This is a genomic window from Melaminivora jejuensis, from assembly GCF_017811175.1.
Classification (GTDB): Bacteria; Pseudomonadota; Gammaproteobacteria; order Burkholderiales; family Burkholderiaceae_C; genus Melaminivora; species Melaminivora jejuensis.
Map to the genome: position 1 here is coordinate 398,510 of NZ_JACWIJ010000002.1, position 17,081 is coordinate 415,590.

The 17,081-nt window shown below is 67.5% G+C and carries 16 protein-coding genes and 2 pseudogenes; 14 read left to right on the forward strand and 4 right to left on the reverse strand.

Annotated elements, in window-relative coordinates:
- Window positions 1-49: 49 nt before the first annotated feature.
- The 13 genes and pseudogenes from fabF to acpS all read left to right on the forward strand — a co-directional run bounded on the left by fabF (window position 50) and on the right by acpS (window position 12,441).
- Window positions 50-1,294, forward strand: coding sequence for a beta-ketoacyl-ACP synthase II (fabF, locus tag IDM45_RS02115; protein ID WP_209421433.1), 1,245 nt, complete (start codon window positions 50-52; stop codon window positions 1,292-1,294).
- Window positions 1,295-1,414: 120 nt separating this feature from the next.
- Window positions 1,415-1,921 carry a hypothetical protein gene (locus IDM45_RS02120; protein WP_209421434.1) on the forward strand — a complete coding sequence of 169 codons (507 nt, stop codon included), beginning with the start codon at window positions 1,415-1,417 and terminating at the stop codon, window positions 1,919-1,921.
- 21 nt (window positions 1,922-1,942) lie between these two features.
- The gene (rpoE, locus tag IDM45_RS02125) at window positions 1,943-2,578 is read left to right on the forward strand and encodes an RNA polymerase sigma factor RpoE (protein WP_209421435.1); all 636 of its coding nucleotides are present in this window, start codon (window positions 1,943-1,945) and stop codon (window positions 2,576-2,578) included.
- Window positions 2,579-2,661: 83 nt separating this feature from the next.
- A complete protein-coding gene (locus tag IDM45_RS02130) occupies window positions 2,662-3,384 on the forward strand; it encodes a sigma-E factor negative regulatory protein (RefSeq protein WP_209421436.1) in 723 nt (240 codons plus the stop codon).
- Between the two features lie 176 nt (window positions 3,385-3,560).
- Window positions 3,561-5,050: pseudogene (locus tag IDM45_RS02135) on the forward strand (DegQ family serine endoprotease).
- Between the two features lie 302 nt (window positions 5,051-5,352).
- Window positions 5,353-7,161, forward strand: a complete 1,809-nt coding sequence (gene lepA / locus IDM45_RS02140; RefSeq protein ID WP_209421437.1) for a translation elongation factor 4 — start codon at window positions 5,353-5,355, stop codon at window positions 7,159-7,161.
- Between the two features lie 12 nt (window positions 7,162-7,173).
- Window positions 7,174-8,148, forward strand: coding sequence for a signal peptidase I (lepB, locus tag IDM45_RS02145; RefSeq protein WP_209421438.1), 975 nt, complete (start codon window positions 7,174-7,176; stop codon window positions 8,146-8,148).
- Between the two features lie 47 nt (window positions 8,149-8,195).
- Window positions 8,196-8,561, forward strand: a complete 366-nt coding sequence (locus tag IDM45_RS02150) for a DUF4845 domain-containing protein (RefSeq protein ID WP_209421439.1) — start codon at window positions 8,196-8,198, stop codon at window positions 8,559-8,561.
- Window positions 8,562-8,572: 11 nt separating this feature from the next.
- Window positions 8,573-9,280, forward strand: coding sequence for a ribonuclease III (gene rnc, locus IDM45_RS02155; RefSeq protein WP_209421440.1), 708 nt, complete (start codon window positions 8,573-8,575; stop codon window positions 9,278-9,280).
- A 113-nt stretch (window positions 9,281-9,393) separates the two neighbouring features.
- Window positions 9,394-10,362, forward strand: coding sequence for a GTPase Era (era, locus tag IDM45_RS02160; protein WP_209423965.1), 969 nt, complete (start codon window positions 9,394-9,396; stop codon window positions 10,360-10,362).
- 81 nt (window positions 10,363-10,443) lie between these two features.
- Window positions 10,444-11,205 carry a DNA repair protein RecO gene (recO, locus tag IDM45_RS02165; protein ID WP_209421441.1) on the forward strand — a complete coding sequence of 254 codons (762 nt, stop codon included), beginning with the start codon at window positions 10,444-10,446 and terminating at the stop codon, window positions 11,203-11,205.
- A gap of 4 nt (window positions 11,206-11,209) precedes the next feature.
- Window positions 11,210-11,998 (forward strand): pyridoxine 5'-phosphate synthase, encoded by a 789-nt coding sequence (locus IDM45_RS02170; RefSeq protein WP_209421442.1) that lies wholly within the window; start codon window positions 11,210-11,212, stop codon window positions 11,996-11,998.
- Window positions 11,999-12,048: 50 nt separating this feature from the next.
- Window positions 12,049-12,441: a holo-ACP synthase gene (gene acpS / locus IDM45_RS02175; protein ID WP_209423966.1), complete on the forward strand. Its 393-nt coding sequence runs from the start codon at window positions 12,049-12,051 to the stop codon at window positions 12,439-12,441.
- Window positions 12,442-12,528: 87 nt separating this feature from the next.
- Here the strand turns inward: acpS and IDM45_RS02180 are convergent, their stop codons facing one another.
- Window positions 12,529-12,708 (reverse strand): CsbD family protein, encoded by a 180-nt coding sequence (locus tag IDM45_RS02180; protein ID WP_209421443.1) that lies wholly within the window; start codon window positions 12,706-12,708, stop codon window positions 12,529-12,531.
- Window positions 12,709-12,917: 209 nt separating this feature from the next.
- Here IDM45_RS02180 and nagZ point away from each other — a divergent pair.
- A pseudogene (nagZ, locus tag IDM45_RS02185) lies at window positions 12,918-14,008 on the forward strand (beta-N-acetylhexosaminidase).
- Between the two features lie 232 nt (window positions 14,009-14,240).
- On the opposite strand, the gene IDM45_RS17895 reads toward nagZ, so the two are convergent.
- The 3 genes from IDM45_RS17895 to IDM45_RS02195 form a co-directional block, all read right to left on the reverse strand.
- On the reverse strand, window positions 14,241-14,363 hold the full coding sequence (locus tag IDM45_RS17895) for a hypothetical protein (protein WP_267912101.1): 123 nt from the start codon (window positions 14,361-14,363) through the stop codon (window positions 14,241-14,243).
- 102 nt (window positions 14,364-14,465) lie between these two features.
- Entirely contained in the window at window positions 14,466-16,316 is a 1,851-nt protein-coding gene (locus tag IDM45_RS02190) for a sensor histidine kinase (protein WP_209421444.1), read from the reverse strand.
- A 55-nt stretch (window positions 16,317-16,371) separates the two neighbouring features.
- The gene (locus tag IDM45_RS02195) at window positions 16,372-17,073 is read right to left on the reverse strand and encodes an ABC transporter ATP-binding protein (RefSeq protein ID WP_209423967.1); all 702 of its coding nucleotides are present in this window, start codon (window positions 17,071-17,073) and stop codon (window positions 16,372-16,374) included.
- Between the last annotated feature and the right edge of the window lie 8 nt (window positions 17,074-17,081).

Sequence of the window (17,081 nt, forward strand, 5' to 3'; positions counted from 1 at the left end):
CCATGCCGCCACGGTGGCGGCGCACCCCCCCAGCTAAAGGTTTTCACGCATGAGCCGTCGTCGCGTTGTCGTGACCGGCCTGGGTTGCGTCTCCCCCGTGGGCAATACGGTGGCGCAGTCCTGGGCCAACATCCTTGCCGGCAAGTCCGGCATCGACCTCATCACCCGTTTCGATGCCTCCAGCTTCGCCTGCAGGATTGCCGGTGAGGTCAAGGGCTTCGACCTCGATGCCTATCTGAGCGCCAAGGATGCGCGCACCATGGATACCTTCATCCATTACGGCATCGCTGCGGCCCAGGAGGCCGTGCAGGATGCCGGCCTGCCCACGGGTGCGGCGCTGGACGAAGACTTGGCCACGCGCATCGGCTGCATCATTGGCTCAGGGATAGGTGGCCTGCCGCTGATCGAGGACACGCACGCCGAGCTGGAAAAGCGCGGCCCACGGCGCATCACGCCGTTCTTCGTGCCGGCGTCCATCATCAACATGGTGGCCGGGCACGTCTCGATGCGTTTTGGCTTCAAAGGCCCCAACCTGTCGGTGGTCACTGCCTGCACTACCGGGCTGCACTGCATCGGCGAGGCGGCGCGCAAGATCGAGTATGGCGATGCCGACGTGATCGTCGCCGGCGGCAGCGAGGCTACGGTCTCGCCGCTGGGCGTGGGGGGCTTTGCCGCCATGCGGGCGCTGTCCACGCGCAACGACGATCCGCAGACGGCCTCGCGCCCCTGGGACAAGGGCCGCGATGGCTTCGTGCTGGGCGAGGGCGCTGGTGTGCTGGTACTCGAAGAATACGAACACGCCAAGGCGCGCGGCGCAAAGATCTACGCTGAACTCACCGGCTACGGCATGAGTGCCGACGCCGGCCACATGACGGCGCCCAACATGGACGGCCCGCGCCGCGCCATGCTGGCGGCCTTGAAGAACGCCGGCCTGAACGCCGACCAGGTGCAATACCTGAACGCGCACGGCACCTCGACGCCGCTGGGCGACATCAACGAGACCAATGCCATCAAGGCGGCCCTGGGTGAACATGCCCGCAATATGGTAGTCAGCTCGACCAAGTCCATGACCGGCCACCTGCTGGGCGGCGCCGGCGGCATCGAGAGCGTGTTCACCGTGCTGGCGCTGTACCACCAGAAGGTGCCGCCGACCATCAACATCTTCGAGCAGGATCCCGAGTGCGACCTGGACTACTGCGCCAATGAGGCGCGCGACATGAAGATGGACGTGGCGCTGAAGAACAACTTCGGCTTTGGCGGCACCAACGGCACGCTGGTGTTCCAGCGGGTCTGAGCGGCAGAGCCAGAGCCAGAGCCAGAGCGTGCAGCAGCTGCGTTGCCTGCAAGTGCGGCCTGCTGCGTCCGCCAGGGTGGCCGCACTCGCTGCCTGGTTCCCGACTGGCGTTTAGCTGCCGTGCAGGTGCATCGGCTGGCTCCTGCAGTACGCCACGCTTTCGGCCCGAGCGCCGGGCTGGGCTGGGCAGTCGGATTACTGTGTGCTGCCGGGTTGCTGTGCAGTGCGTCGTGGCTGGTGCTGAGCGGCCCGCGCAGCGTCGCTGCCACCATCGCTGTGCCCTGCCTGTGGCTGGTCTGCGCAGCCCTGGCCTGGCGCTGGTGGCGCGCGTTGCCGTGCGGTCAGCTGGTGTGGGATGGCCAGGGCTGGAGCCTGGAGCGCAGCGGCTGGGAACAGCCCCAGGCGCTGACCGGCCCGCCCGAGGTGTGTCTTGATCTGCAATCGACCCTGCTGCTGCGCGGGCAGCTCCAGCACCAGCCGGCGCTGTGGCTGTGGTTGTCCCGCTGCGCTGCCACCCCGGCCTGCGGCGCCTGGCTGCCGCTGCGCCGTGCGCTGTATTCCCGCGCCCCCGAGGCGCCCGCACCGGACAGCAATGCCGTGTCACCATCCGACTCCATGCCTGGCTGAGCCGAGGCGACGATCAGCAACATGACAGATTCCCCCGCCGTGCCTGCCAGCCCTGCCGATACCGATCTGCAGCTGGTCGAGCGTGCCGTGGCGGGCGACCAGGGAGCCTACGAACTGCTGGTCATCAAGTACCAGCGCCGGGTCGAGCGTCTGGTGGCGCGCATGGTGCGCGATGTCGATTTGGTGCCCGACATCACCCAGGAAACCTTTCTGCGTGCCTGGCGGGCGCTGCACCAGTTTCGCGGCGATGCCCAGTTCTATACCTGGCTGTACCGCATTGCCGTCAACACGGCCAAGAAGGCGCTGGTGGACATGCGCCGCGACCCGGTCATCACCGAAAGCGCCCTGCGCGGTGGCAGCGAGGACGATGATGAAACTTCCCTGCTGGAGCGTGAACTAACGAGCGATGAAACCCCGGAGACCGTGCTCGCCGCCCAGGAGATTGCTGCCGCAGTCAACGATGCGCTGGCCGCCTTGCCCGAGGAGCTGCGCCAGGCGGTCACGCTGCGCGAGCTGGAAGGCCTCAGTTATGACGAGATTGCCACTGTCATGGATTGCCCCATCGGGACGGTGCGCTCACGCATCTTTCGTGCGCGCGAGGCCATTTCGGCGCGCGTCAAGCCGCTGCTGGATCGGCGCACAGGCAAGCGCTGGTAGCCCTCTGGCAGCTGTGCCGGTGGCAGTGGCCGGCAGGTCGAATATCTATCTGCATGTATCTGCGCCCGTGAGGCGGATGAACCATGAATGACCGCAATGTGATGCTGCAGCGTGAACAGCTTTCGGCACTGGCCGATGGCGAGTTGCACGGCGCCGAAGCTGCCCAGGCCCTGGACTACGCTGCAACAGAGGAAGGGCAGGCCTGCTGGCAGGCCTATCACCTGATCGGCGAGAGCCTGCGCCGCAGCGAACCGGCTGCCGGCGCCGGCGGTGATGGCGGCGCCCTGCTGGCCAGCCTGCGCCAGCGACTGGCGCAGGAAGCTCCCGTGCCGCGCCTGGCGCCGGCAGTAGTGCAGACGCTGGCCCAGCCCCTGGCCGGGCGCCCTGCCACCGCGCGCGATCCGGCGGCCAATGCCGAGGTCTGGCGCTGGAAAATGGCCGCTGGCTTTGCCTCGCTGGCGGCGGTGGCCGTGCTGGGCTGGCACAGCTACGCCAGCATGGGTGCAGCGCAGCCGCAGGGCGCGCAACTGGCGGCTGCGCCAGCCAGGGCAGCTCCTGCGGCTGCCGGGCAGACCCTTGCTGCAGCCGATTCCGCCGCTGCCGTCTCTGCCACCGGGGCGGCAGGAGCTTCGGGCATGGCTGCAACCATGGCCACGGCAGTGCCGCCGCCGCAGCCCATCATGATCCGCGACCCACGTCTGGACGAGCTGCTGGCCGCACACCGGCAATTGGGCAACAGCACCACGGCGCTGCAGATGCCGGCAGACTTCCTGCGCAACGCCAGCTTTGCCGGGCGTGAGCGCTGAACGTTGGGCGTTGGGCGCTTTTGCCGACAGCCTGGGCGCATCCTGGCCGGCAGACGCCAGGGAACCAATGGCGTCTGCTTTCCTTCCAAGTGCCGGTTCATGACCCCAGGTGCGTTGCACGCCCTGCGGGTCTGGATGCGACAACTACAACACCCCTTTGCTTGGAAAGGCTGCCCATGCTCAAGAATCCGCCCACCAGAAACCAACTGTCCTCCTGCGCGCTAGCCGTGGCCCTGGCCCTGGCCGGTGGCACCGGATGGCTGGCCAGCGCCACACCGGCCCACGCGCAGGCCGCACCCGCCGTGCGTGGCCTGCCCGACTTCACCGAACTGGTCGAGCAGGTCGGCCCCTCCGTGGTCAACATCCGCACCACCGAGCGCGTCAACGCCCGTCCGTCCATGGGGGCATGGACGAGGACATGCTGGAGTTCTTCAAGCGCTTCGGCCTGCCGGTGCCCAACATCCCGCGCCAGCAGGGCCCGCAGCAGCCGCCCCAGCCCCGCGAGCAGCCGCGCGGCGTGGGCTCGGGCTTCATCCTGAGCGCCGACGGCTTCGTCATGACCAATGCCCACGTGGTCGAGGGCGCCGACGAGGTCATCGTGACCCTGACCGACAAGCGCGAGTTCAAGGCCAAGATCATCGGTTCGGACAAGCGCACCGACGTGGCCGTGGTCAAGATCGACGCCACCGGCCTGCCGGCGGTGCGCGTGGGCGATGTGAGCCGCCTGAAGGCTGGCGAGTGGGTCATGGCGATTGGCTCGCCCTTTGGCCTGGACAACACGGTCACCGCCGGCATCGTCAGCGCCAAGCAGCGCGACACCGGCGACTACCTGCCCTTCATCCAGACCGACGTGGCGATCAACCCCGGCAACTCCGGCGGGCCGCTGATCAACATGCGCGGCGAGGTGGTGGGCATCAACAGCCAGATCTACTCGCGCTCGGGCGGCTTCATGGGGATTTCGTTTGCCATCCCGATTGACGAGGCCATCCGCGTGAGCGACCAGTTGCGCGCCACGGGCCGCGTCTCGCGCGGGCGCATCGGTGTGCAGATCGAGGGCGTGTCCAAGGACGTGGCCGAGTCCATCGGCCTGGGCAAGTCGCAGGGTGCGCTGGTGCGCGGCGTCGAGCCCGGCTCGCCGGCGGAAAAGGCCGGCATCGAAGCCGGCGACATCATCATCCGCTTCGAGGGCAAGCCGGTGGATCGGGTGGCCGACCTGCCGCGCCTGGTGGGCAACACCAAGCCCGGCACCAAGGCCGCCATCACGGTGTTCCGGCGTGGTGCGGCGCGCGACCTGACGGTGACCATTGCCGAGGTCGAGCCTGACGAGAAGACCGTCGCCAAGGCAGACGAGGGGCAAGGCAAGGGCGATGGCAGCCAGCCGACCGCTACCGCCCAGCACCTGGGCCTGGTCGTGGCCGAGCTGACCGCCGCGCAGGAAAAGGAGCTCAAGATCAAGGGCGGCGTGCGCGTGGTCTCGGCCAGCGACGCGGCAGCGCGCGCCGGCCTGCGCGAGGGCGACGTGATCGTGGCCCTGGCCAATGTGGAAATCCGCAACCTCAAGGACTTCGATACGGCGGTGGCCAAGGCCGAAAAGTCCAAGCCTGTCAGCGTGCTGGTGCGCCGTGGCGAGTGGGCCCAATACGCGCTGATCCGCCCGGCGCGCTGAGAGCGGCCAGCGGGTTTGTCGGCGTTGCAGGCGGCCTGCCCGTTCGGGCCGTTTGCTAGAATGCCCCGCCAAAAACCTCCGTGTGACCGGGCGCTCCAGCCGCCACCCGCCGCCCGGAGGCGGCCCCTGAGCAGCGCTGCGCGGGCTTGCCGATGGGCTTTTTGCCTACAATGAAGCTCCAACCATCGCAGTTGCCACAGATTGTTGGTTCAGGGCGCGTCACTTGTCTGACGCGCCCTTTTTTCATGGCCGTCGAGTGCGGCCATACAGATACCTGTCAGATACCTGCCCGTTAGCCGTTGATGAACCACATCCGAAATTTCTCCATCATTGCCCACATCGACCACGGCAAGTCCACGCTTGCCGACCGCATCATTCAGCGCTGCGGCGGCCTGGCCGACCGCGAGATGGAGGCCCAGGTGCTGGACTCCATGGATATCGAGCGCGAGCGTGGCATCACCATCAAGGCACAGACCGCAGCGCTGCAATACACGGCCCGCGACGGCCAGGTCTACAACCTGAACCTGATCGACACGCCCGGCCACGTGGATTTCTCGTATGAAGTCTCGCGCTCGCTGTCGGCCTGCGAGGGTGCGCTGCTGGTGGTCGATGCTTCGCAAGGCGTCGAGGCGCAGACCGTGGCCAACTGCTACACCGCGCTGGATCTGGGCGTGGAAGTGCTGCCGGTGCTCAACAAGATGGACTTGCCGCAGGCCGATCCGGACGCCGCCAAGGCCGAGGTCGAGGACGTGATCGGCATCGATGCCAGCGAGGCCATCCCGATCTCCGCCAAGACCGGCATGGGCATAGACGACGTGCTGGAGCAGATCGTCGCCAAGGTGCCGGCGCCGCGTGGCAAGCCCGACGCGCCGCTGCGCGCCATGATCATCGACAGCTGGTTCGACAGCTATGTCGGCGTGGTCATGCTGGTGCGCGTGGTCGATGGCGAGCTGAAAAAGGGCGAGCGCTTCAAGATGATTGCCACCGGCGCCACCTACGACGCCAACAACCTGGGCGTGTTCACCCCGGCGCAGCTGCCGCGCGACGCACTCAAGGCCGGCGAGGTCGGCTACATCATCGCCGGCATCAAGGAGCTGAAGGCTGCCAAGGTGGGCGACACCATCACGCTGGAAAAAAAGTTGCCCAACAACCTTGGCCCGGCCAGCCAGGCACTGCCCGGCTTCAAGGAAATCCAGCCGCAGGTCTTCGCCGGCCTGTACCCGACCGAGGCCAACCAGTACGACGCGCTGCGCGACGCGCTGGAAAAGCTCCAGCTCAACGACGCCTCGCTGCACTACGAGCCGGAAGTCTCGCAGGCGCTGGGCTTTGGCTTTCGCTGCGGCTTCCTGGGCCTGCTGCACATGGAGATCGTGCAGGAGCGCCTGGAGCGCGAGTTCGACATGGATCTCATCACCACCGCACCCAGCGTGGTCTATGAGGTGGTCAAGGGCGACGGCGAAATCATCCAGGTGGAAAACCCGTCAAAAATGCCCGAGCAGGGCAAGATCCAAGAGGTGCGCGAGCCCATCGTCGTGGTGCATCTGTACATGCCGCAGGACTATGTCGGGCCCGTGATGACGCTGGCCAACCAAAAGCGCGGCGTGCAGATGAACATGCAATACCACGGCCGCCAGGTCATGCTGACCTACGAGATGCCGTTGGGCGAGATCGTGCTGGACTTCTTCGACAAGCTCAAATCGGTCAGCCGGGGCTACGCCTCGATGGACTACGAATTCAAGGAAAACCGCCCGTCCGACGTAGTCAAGGTGGACATCCTGCTCAACGGCGAGAAGGTGGATGCCCTGTCCATCATCGTGCACCGCACCCAGGCGCAGTACCGGGGCCGCGCCGTGGCCGCCAAGATGCGCGAGATCATCAGCCGCCAGCAGTTCGACGTGGCCATCCAGGCGGCGATTGGCGCCAACGTGATCGCGCGCGAGAACATCAAGGCGCTGCGCAAGAACGTGCTGGCCAAGTGCTACGGCGGCGACGTCTCGCGCAAACGCAAGCTCTTGGAAAAGCAAAAGGCCGGCAAGAAGCGCATGAAGCAGATCGGCTCGGTCGAGGTGCCGCAGGAAGCCTTCCTGGCCATCCTGCAGGTCGAGGAATAAGCGGGCCCATCCATGCAAGCCATGCAATACATCACCGCTGCCGTGCTGGCGGCCTTCGTCGGCTACGTCGGCGCCTGGTACACGGGGGCCATCGAAGGCAACTTCGCGCTGCTGCTGTTTCTGGCCACGGTGGTCACGGGCGCCTACTGGCTGGCCGAGCGGCTGGTCTTCCTGCCCCAGCGCCGGCGCGCCGCCCAGGCGCTGGAAGACGCCGCCGCCCAGCGCCGCGCCGAACTCGACCGCATGGGCATCCAGAAAGTGGATGGCGACGTGCAGGAGGCCAAGGCACGCCTGCTCATGCAGCCGTGGTGGCTGGACTGGACGGCCGGGCTGTTCCCGGTCATCGCCATCGTGTTCCTGCTGCGCTCGTTCCTGTTCGAGCCCTTCAAGATCCCGTCGGGCTCCATGATCCCCACGCTGCTGGTGGGCGACCTGATCCTGGTGAACAAGTTCACCTACGGCGTGCGCCTGCCGGTCATCAACAAGAAGATCACCGCCGGCACGCCCGTGCAGCGCGGCGACGTGATGGTGTTTCGCTACCCGCCGCAGCCCAGCATGGACTACATCAAGCGCGTGGTCGGCTTGCCCGGCGACGAGGTGGCCTACCTGAACAAGCGCCTGACGGTGAACGGCCAGGCCGTGCCCACCACGGCGCTGCCCGACTACTTCGACCAGGACGCCATGCGCTACTTCAAGCTGTTCGAGGAGCAGCTGGGCGAGCGCCGCCACCGCGTCATCGTCAACACCGACGCCCCGGCCTTCGTGCAGGGCGCCAGCAACTTCGCCGGCCGCGAGGGCTGCCGCTACAGCGTCGAAGGCGTCACCTGCAAGGTGCCCGAAGGCCACTACTTCCTGATGGGCGACAACCGGGATAATTCGCTCGACTCGCGCTACTGGGGCTTCGTGCCCGACGAGAACATCGTGGGCCGCGCGTTCTTCGTGTGGATGAACTTCGGCAACCTCAAGCGCATCGGCTCGTTCAACTGAGCCGGCATCCCACCCAGGCACAACAGCACAGCACAGGGAGACCAGGCATGGCCTTGCCACGCACAGCACCTCGCTCGCGCCAACGCGGGCTGTCCTTCATCGGCGTCGTCTTCATCGGCGTCCTGGCGGTGGCGGTCTTTGCCATCGGCGGCCAGTCGCTGCCCATCTACACCGAATATTTCGCCATCAAGAAGGCCGCCAACAAGGCTGCGCAGGAGGGCTCGACGGTGCCCGAAATCCGCGCCTCCTTCGACCGGGCCGCTGCCATCGACGACATCAAGTCCATCTCCGGCAAGGATCTGGAGGTCACCAAGCAAAACGACCGCATCGTCGTGTCGTACAGCTACGAGCGCGAAATCCACCTGGCCGGCCCGGCCCTCCTGGTCTATCGTTTCCAAGGCTCCTCCAACTGACCGCCATCCACGTGCAACCAGTCCCCACAGTCCGCCCGGCCCTCCTGGCGCTGCAGCAGCGGCTGCAACATGACTTTGCCGACCCGGCACTGCTGGCGCGGGCCACCACGCATCGCAGCTTCAGCGCCGAGCACAACGAGCGGCTGGAATTCCTGGGGGACTCGGTGCTGAACTTGGCCGTCTCCAGCCTGCTGTTCACGCGCCTGGCGCACCTGCCCGAAGGGGAGCTGTCGCGCGTGCGCGCGCACCTGGTGCGCCAGGAGTCGCTGCACCCCATTGCCGTGCGCCTGCAGCTGCCCGAGGTGCTGCGCCTGGGCGAAGGCGAGACCAAGTCCGGCGGCAAGCAGCGCCCCTCCATCCTGGCCGATGCGCTGGAGGCGGTGATCGGCGCTGTCTATCTGGATGCCGGCTACGAAGTGGCGCAGGCGCTGGTACACCGATTGTTCGAGGGCGTGGAGCTGAGCGCACGCCTGCAGGCCGAGGCCAAGGACGCCAAGACCGCGTTGCAGGAGTGGCTGCAGGGCCGCAAGCTCAAGCTGCCCCAGTACCGGGTCGTCGAGACCACCGGCGCTGCGCACACCCAGGTCTTCCACGTGGAATGCGAAGTGGCCGAAAGAAATTTGCGCGAGCGCGGCTCGGGCGCTTCGCGCCGCGCCGCCGAGCAGGCCGCCGCCGCCGCCGTGCTGGCCCGACTGACAACGACGAGGAACAAGGCATGAGTGCTACTGAAAACATAGCTGGTGGCGCAGGCCAGGAGCCGCAAAACGGCCAAAACAACCAAGAACCTCGCAGCGGGCAGGGCAGCCAGCTGCGCCAGCCCGACCTGGAGGCCATGCTGGCCGCCGCCCGGCCCGGCGGCGCCGCGCTGGCTGCCCAGCCGGCCAGCGACGCCGCTGCGGCCCGCGAGGGCCAGCGCTGCGGCCTGATCGCCATCGTCGGCAAGCCCAACGTCGGCAAGTCCACGCTGATGAACGCCCTGGTCGGGCAGAAGATCAGCATCACCTCGCGCAAGGCGCAGACCACGCGCCACCGCATCACCGGTATCCGCACGCGCGGCGACACGCAATTCGTCTTTGTCGATACGCCGGGCTTCCAGACCCGGCACAGCACGGCGCTCAACAAGTCGCTGAACAAGACCGTGATGGGCGCGATTGGCGACGTGGATGTCATCCTGTTCGTCGTCGAGGCCGGCAGCTTCACGCTGGCAGACGCCAAGGTGCTGTCGCTGCTCAAGCCGGGCATCCCGGTGCTGCTGGTGGCCAACAAGCTCGACACCGTACACCGGCGTGCCGAGATCGCGCCCTGGCTGCGCGACATGCAGGAGCGCCACCCCTTTGCCGAGTTCGTGCCCATGTCGGCCAAGAAGCGCGATGACATCGAGCGGCTGCTGGGCATCGTTGAAAAATACCTGCCCGAGCAGCCCTGGTGGTACGGCCAGGACGAACTCACCGACCGCAGCGAGAAGTTCCTGGCCGGCGAGACGGTGCGCGAAAAGCTCTTTCGCTTCACCGGCGACGAGCTGCCCTACACCTCCACCGTGGTCATCGACAAGTTCGACGAAGAGGCCAGCCGCCAGCACAAACGCTTCATGCGCATCGCCGCGACCATCGTGGTCGAGCGCGACGGTCACAAGGCCATGGTCATCGGCGAGGGCGGCGAGCGCTTGAAGCGCATCAGCACCGAAGCGCGCCAGGAGCTGGAGAAACTGCTGGACGCCAAGGTCTTCCTGGAGGTCTGGGTCAAGGTGCGCTCCGGCTGGGCTGACGACGAGGCGCGCGTGCGCTCCTTCGGCTACGAGTGAAGGCCGGCTGAGCGTCGTGCGGCGAGTGTCTTGCGACAAGCGCCCACGCACAACGCTCGATGCACAGCGCATAACGCCCCCATGGCCACCCGCCGCGTCTCCGACGAACCCGCCTACATCCTGCACAGCTACGACTGGAGCGAGTCCAGCCTGATCCTGGAGACCTTCACCCGTCACCGGGGCCGGGTGGCGCTGGTGGCGCGGGGCGCCAAGAAGCCCACCTCCAACTTCCGCCCGGTGCTGCTGCCGCTGCTGCCGCTGCGCGTGACCTACGCCGCCAGCGGCGGGCATGGCGACATCCACGCCCTGCGCGGCGCCGAGTGGGCCGGCGGTCACACCATGCCGGCGGGCGATGCGCTGCTGGCCGGCCTGTACCTGAACGAATTGCTGCTGCGCCTGCTGGCGCGCGAAGACCCGCACGCCGAGCTGTTCGATGTCTATGCCGGCGTGGTGCGCGTGCTGGGCACGGGCAGCCACGGCGAGGCGCTGGAGCCGGTGCTGCGCGCCTTCGAGCTGCTGCTGCTGCGCGCGCTGGGCCTGCTGCCTGCCCTCGACCAGGAAAGCGCCACCCTGGCCGCGCTGCAGCCCGCTGCCGCCTATGCCCTGGTGCCCGAAGGCGGCCTGCGCGCTGCCGGCCCCGATGACCGCGCCACCCTGACCGGCGCACAGTGGAGGACGCTGCAGCAGGCCCTGCAGGCCGGCGCCGCCTACCCCGCGCTGCTGCGCGCCGCCGCGCCCCTGGCCGCGCCGCTCAAGCCCCAGCTGCGCGCGCTGCTGCAATACCACTGCGGCAGCCCGTTGCTGCGCACACGCCAGCTCATGATGGATTTGCAATCGCTGTGACCCTATGACCTCCTTCGCCACATCTGTCACCTCTGCCAGTGCGCGCACCGCCCTGTCCGTCAACGTCAACAAGGTCGCGCTGGTACGCAACACGCGCCACCTGGGCATCCCCAGCGTGCTGCGCGCCGCCGAGCAATGCCTGCAGGCCGGCGCCCAGGGCATCACTGTCCATCCCCGGCCCGACGCGCGCCACATCCGCGCCCACGATGTGCATGAGCTGGCGGCGCTGCTCAAGGCCTGGCCGGATCGGGAATACAACATCGAGGGCAACCCGACGCAGAACCTGCTGGACTTCATCCGCGCCGTGCGCCCCCAGCAGGCCACCTTCGTGCCCGACAGCGAGGATCAGTTCACCAGCGACCACGGCTGGAGCTTTCCGCAGGACGCCCAGCGCCTGGCGCCCCTGATTGCCGAGTGCCACGCCCTGGGCGTGCGCGTCAGCCTGTTCATGGATCCCGTCCCCGGGCAGATGGCCGGCGCGCGCGCCGTGGGCGCCGACCGCGTCGAGCTGTACACCGAGCCTTACGCCGCCGCCTGGGGCACGCCGCAGCAGGAGGCGCAATTGGCGCGCTACGCCGCCGCCGCCCAGGCGGCACTAGCCGCCGGCCTGGGCGTCAACGCCGGCCACGACCTGAACCGGGATAACCTGGCCGCCTTCGTCGCCCGCGTGCCCGGCCTGCTGGAGGTGTCCATCGGCCACGCCTTCATCAGCGATGCGCTGGAGCTGGGCTACGCCGCTACCGTGCGTGCCTACCAGCAGTGCATCGACCAGGGTATGGCGGATCGCTCCTGAAACAATAGCTGTCAGCACTTGCTGGACAAGGGTTTGAGGCTGATTTGACTATGATTTACGGCATAGGCACCGACATCTGCGACGTGCGCCGCATCCGCGCCAGCCTGGCGCGCCACGGCGAGCGCTTTGCCGAGCGCGTGCTGGCCGATGGCGAGCTGGCTACCTGGCAGGCCCGCAGCGCGCGCTGGCCCGAGCGCGGCGTGCGCTACCTGGCCACGCGCTTTTCTGCCAAGGAGGCGTTCTCCAAGGCCATCGGCCTGGGGATGCGTATGCCCATGACCTGGCGCGCCTGCGAGGTCGCCAACCTGCCCAGCGGCCAGCCGTGCATCGTGCTGCACGGCGAGCTGGCCCTGTGGTTCGAGCAGCGCGGCCTGCGCGCCCATCTGAGTGTGACCGACGAGAGCGAATACGCCGCCAGCTTCGTTGTGGTCGAGCGGCTTTGACGGCCCGGCCTGCACTCCACCAGGCCGGAGCCGGGCGCAAAAAAACCCCGCTGCAGTCGTGCAGCGGGGCTTTTCATACCTCGACACTTATTTGGTGGCGTCCTTGATGTCTTCCTTGGCGTTGCCATAGGCCTTCTGGGCGCCGCCCTCGACCTGCTTGGCCACGCCCTTGACCTGCTGCTCGGGGCTGTTGAAGACCTCGCCAGTCTTTTGCTGCACCTTGCCGGCCACTTCCTTGGCGGCGCCCTTGATCTGATCGGTGTTCATGTTGCTGTCCTTTGAAGATGGATGATGCGCATGTGCCGGGGTGGCTGTGCGACACCTTCAATGTAGGTTCCACCCCGGGCCGCACGTGGCAGCCGAAGTTAGATTTTCAGGTCGGCTGCAACCTACAGACGTGTCGGTAAGTATGATGAAAACTGCCTGAAACCCTTATACAGCAAGCGAAGACAGCTATCTTTTCGAGAGTTAATGCCATGACCCAGCACGCCCCATTGATCATCGACGCAGCCGGCACCACCCTGAGCGCCGCCGACCGCCGCCGCCTGGCCCATCCGCTGGTCGGCGGCATCATCCTGTTCACACGCAACTGGCAAGATCGGCGGCAACTGCTGGAGCTGTGCGCCGCCATCAAGGACGTGCGCGAGGACTTGCTGATCTGCGTCGATCACGAAGGCGGGCGCGTGCAGCGCTTTCGCACCGACGGCTTCACCCACCTGCCGCCCATGCGCGCCCTGGGCGAGCTGTGGATGCAGGATGGCAAAGGCAGCAAGCACCGCGAGGGCAGCGGCGCCCTGCGCGCCATGCAGGCGGCGACGGCGGCGGGCTACGTGCTGGCCAGCGAGCTGCGCGCCTGCGGCGTGGACTTTTCCTTCACGCCGGTGCTCGACCTGGACTGGGGGCCGAGCGCGGTGATTGGCGACCGCGCCTTCCATGCCGACCCGCGCGTGGTCGCCATGCTGTCGCGTGCGCTGATGCAGGGCCTGTTGCAGGCCGGCATGGCCAACTGCGGCAAGCACTTCCCCGGCCACGGCCACGTCGCCGCCGATTCGCACACCGAAGTGCCGGTCGATCGCCGCAGCCTCGGCGCCATCTTGCAGGACGACGCTATGCCCTACGACTGGCTGTCGAACGTGCTCACCAGCGTCATGCCGGCGCACGTCATCTACCCCGGGTGGACAAGCGCCCGGCGGGCTTTTCGCAAAAATGGCTGCAGGACATCCTGCGCGGCCGCCTGGGCTTCGATGGCGCCATCTTCAGCGACGACCTGAGCATGGAAGGCGCGCGGCGCATCGACGGCCAGGTGGTGAGCTACGCCGAAGCGGCGGCGGCGGCGCTTGCTGCCGGCTGCGACCTGGTGCTGCTGTGCAACCAGAGTGTGGGCGAGGGCCGGGCGGTGGATGAGCTGATCGAGGGCCTGGACGCGGCGCGCACAGCTGGGCGCTGGCAGCCCAGCGAAGCCAGCGAGGCCCGCCGCGTGGCCCTGCTGCCGCAGACGCTGCCGCAGCCCTGGGATGAGCTGATGGTGCAGCCGGCGTACATGCAGGCGCTGGAGTTGCTGCCGTGAACTGCCTCAAACCCTTACAGGGCAAGCGCTGGCAGCTATCAAATTAGAAAGATTCAAGGCCTGGCCTGGCCAGACATGTAACAGCAAGCTTTGGCAAGCTTGGATTTTGTGGGCCTCCTAGAGTGCGCTAGCAGCTTTGCACTGCCCATGGTGCAACACGCAACCGCCCAATTGCAAAAAATGGTTTCCGGCTTGCAGTGCCGGCTTCCAGCTTTTGCCCTTCAGTCGCGCTTCAGGAACACCCCATGCCCGCCGCCACGTCGCCTGCCACTGCTACCGCCAGCATTTCTTCCAGCACCTCCAGCACTTCTGCCGTAGCGCCGCCACTGGACAACATCTTGCAGCAGGTGGCCATTTTGGCCACCGGCAACGCCACCAGCGCCGGCGGCCTGGCGTTTCTGGACTCACTGGTGCAGGCCGATCCGCAGCTGCAACTGCTGGTGGAGGAGGTTCACGGTCACAGGGGCAGCCAAAGCACGAAGGTCACCACGCCCGGCTCGGCGTGGCACTCGATGCTACCGCCCAGCCGCTGGGCCAGCGCCTGGGCGATGTGCAGCCCCAGGCCCGAGCCGCTTTGCTGGTGGGCGCCCGGGGCGCGGTAGTATTTTTCGAAGATGCGCGCCGGGTCGGGCAGGCCGGCCACGCCTGGCGGGTTGCTGACCTGGATGGCCACGCCCGGGCGTTCGCCGTGATGGGCTGCGGCCACGTCGATGCGTACCGGCGCGCCCTGCGGCGCGTATTTGAGGGCGTTGTCGATCAGGTTGCCCAGGATGGTGCGCAGCAGCAGCAGGTCGCTGGACAGGCTGGCGCTGGCGGCGTCCGGGGCCAGGCGCAGGCTGATGCGCCCGGCGGCGCCCGGCGGCTGGAGCGCGATCACCTCGGCCACGAGGGCGCCGATGTCGCACGGCACGCGCTGCACCTGGGTGGCCTTGTCCTCCAGCTGGCTGACCAGGGCGCAGCGCTCGACGATGGCGTCGATGTCGCGCACTGCCTGCCGGGCGTGGCTTTGCATCCGCAAGGTGGGCTCCTGCGCGCCCAGGCGCATCCGGATGACCGACAGCGGTGTCCGCAGCTCGTGCGTGAGCATGGACAGGAAGTGCCGCTGGTGCTCGCGCTCGGCGCGCTCCTGGCGGGCGGTGGCCTCGGCGATTTCGGCATCCAGGCTGGCTTGGAGCAGTTGCGCCTGCATCACGCGCGTGCGCTGCGACAGCATGAGCTGCAGCGCCACCAGGGTGCCCAAAGGCCCGAGCTGGAAGCCGTAGATCAGCCACAGCTGGCCTGGGAAGAGGCCCAGCAGCGTGGGTACCACGGACACGCTGCCCACCAGGCTGAGCAGATGGGCCAGCAGCAGGAGCTTGCCGTTAGCGTTTTTTTGCCGCCACAGCTGCACGCTGCGCACGGCGCCGATCAGCAGGGTCAACGATGCCAGCGGCAGCACCACCCGGGCCACTTCGGGGTAGAAGTCCAGGAAAGGTGCGGGCAGGCACAGCACGGCCACCCACAGCTGCATCCGGTAGAGCCAGCGCATCCAGGCCTGGGCGTGGGCCAAGTCCAGCGCCTCCATGTAAAAGCGCGTGCCGAAAATGATCACGGACAGCGTCCCCAGGGACACCCAGTGGTTGGCCCAGAAGGGCGACTGGGGGAAGAGGAATTCAGCAGCCAGGCCATTGACCCCGATGATGTTGGCCATGTTGGCCAGCAGATAGGCGATATAGCGGCGGTAGATGGTCTCGCGCCGCCAGGGGCTTTGCCACAGGTTGGTGATCAGCGCCGCCGTGAACAGGCCCAGCAGCAGGCCCAGCAGGGCGTACTCGCGCGCTGCCTGGGCCACGAAGTGGCGGGGCTGCCAGGCCCGCACAGCCAGCACCGAGCTGCTGGTGGTGCGCAGCCGGACGTGGACGGTGCGCGGGCGCGCATCGGCGAAATCGACCTGGAACACGAAGGCGCGGTAGGTATTCCTTGGCCGTCTGGGGCAGCAGGTCGCCGGCGTGCTTGATGCTGAAGGTGCCCGGGGCCTGGGGCCGAGACAGGTAGAGCTGCAGCTCGTCCAGGTAGGGTGGGTGGATCTCCAGCAGGACTGTGCGCCGGCCCCGTGCGTCGGGGGCGGCGCCGGCAGGGTGAAGCGCATCCAATGCGCGGAGCGGCTGAAGCCGGCAGAAAAGCCGTGCGGGGCAGACTTGAATGCCGCCGCACGGTCGGGCTGCGTGACGCTGGCGATGGTCTGGCTGCCGGCTGCGTCTTCGAGCACGGCGAGGTCGGTGATGGCCCAGGACGCCAGCGCTGGATTGCACAAGGCCAGCAAGAACAAGGCCCACCCGGCAAGCCACCGGCGCCCCGGCTGCAGCAACAGGCTCCTGGCAGGCCTACCCGCCCAGGTAGGCCTTGCGCACATCGGCGTTGGCCAGCAGCGCCGCGCCAGTGTCCTCCAGCACCACGCGCCCGTTCTCCAGCACGTAGCCCCGGTCGGCGATGGCCAGCGCGCGGTTGGCGTTCTGCTCGACCAGGAACACCGTCACGCCCTCGCTGCGGATCATCTGGATGATGTCGAAGATCTGCGCAATGATGAGTGGCGCCAGGCCCAGCGTCGGCTCGTCGAGCAGCAGCAGACGCGGGCGGCTCATCAGGGCGCGGCCGATGGCCAGCATCTGCTGCTCGCCGCCGCTCATGGTGCCGGCGCGCTGGCTGGCGCGATCCTTGAGGCGCGGGAACAGCTCAAAGACGTGCTCCATGCCGGCGTCGATCTCGTCCTTGTCCAGGAAGAAGCCGCCCATCTTCAGGTTCTCGACCACGGTGAGCTGCGGGAACACCCGCCGCCCCTCGGGCGAGACGGCGATGCCGCGGCGCATGATCAGGTGCGTGGGCGCCTGGGTGATGTCCTCGCCCTCGTACAGCACGCTGCCGCCGCTGGCGCGCGGCGTGCCGCACAGCGTCATGAGCAGCGAGGTCTTGCCGGCGCCGTTGGAGCCGATCAGCGAGACGATCTCGCCCTGGTTGACGTGCAGACTGGCATTGTTGACAGCGCAGATGGCGCCGTAGTGGGTGAACAGGCCCTGCACCTGCAGCATGGGCGCGG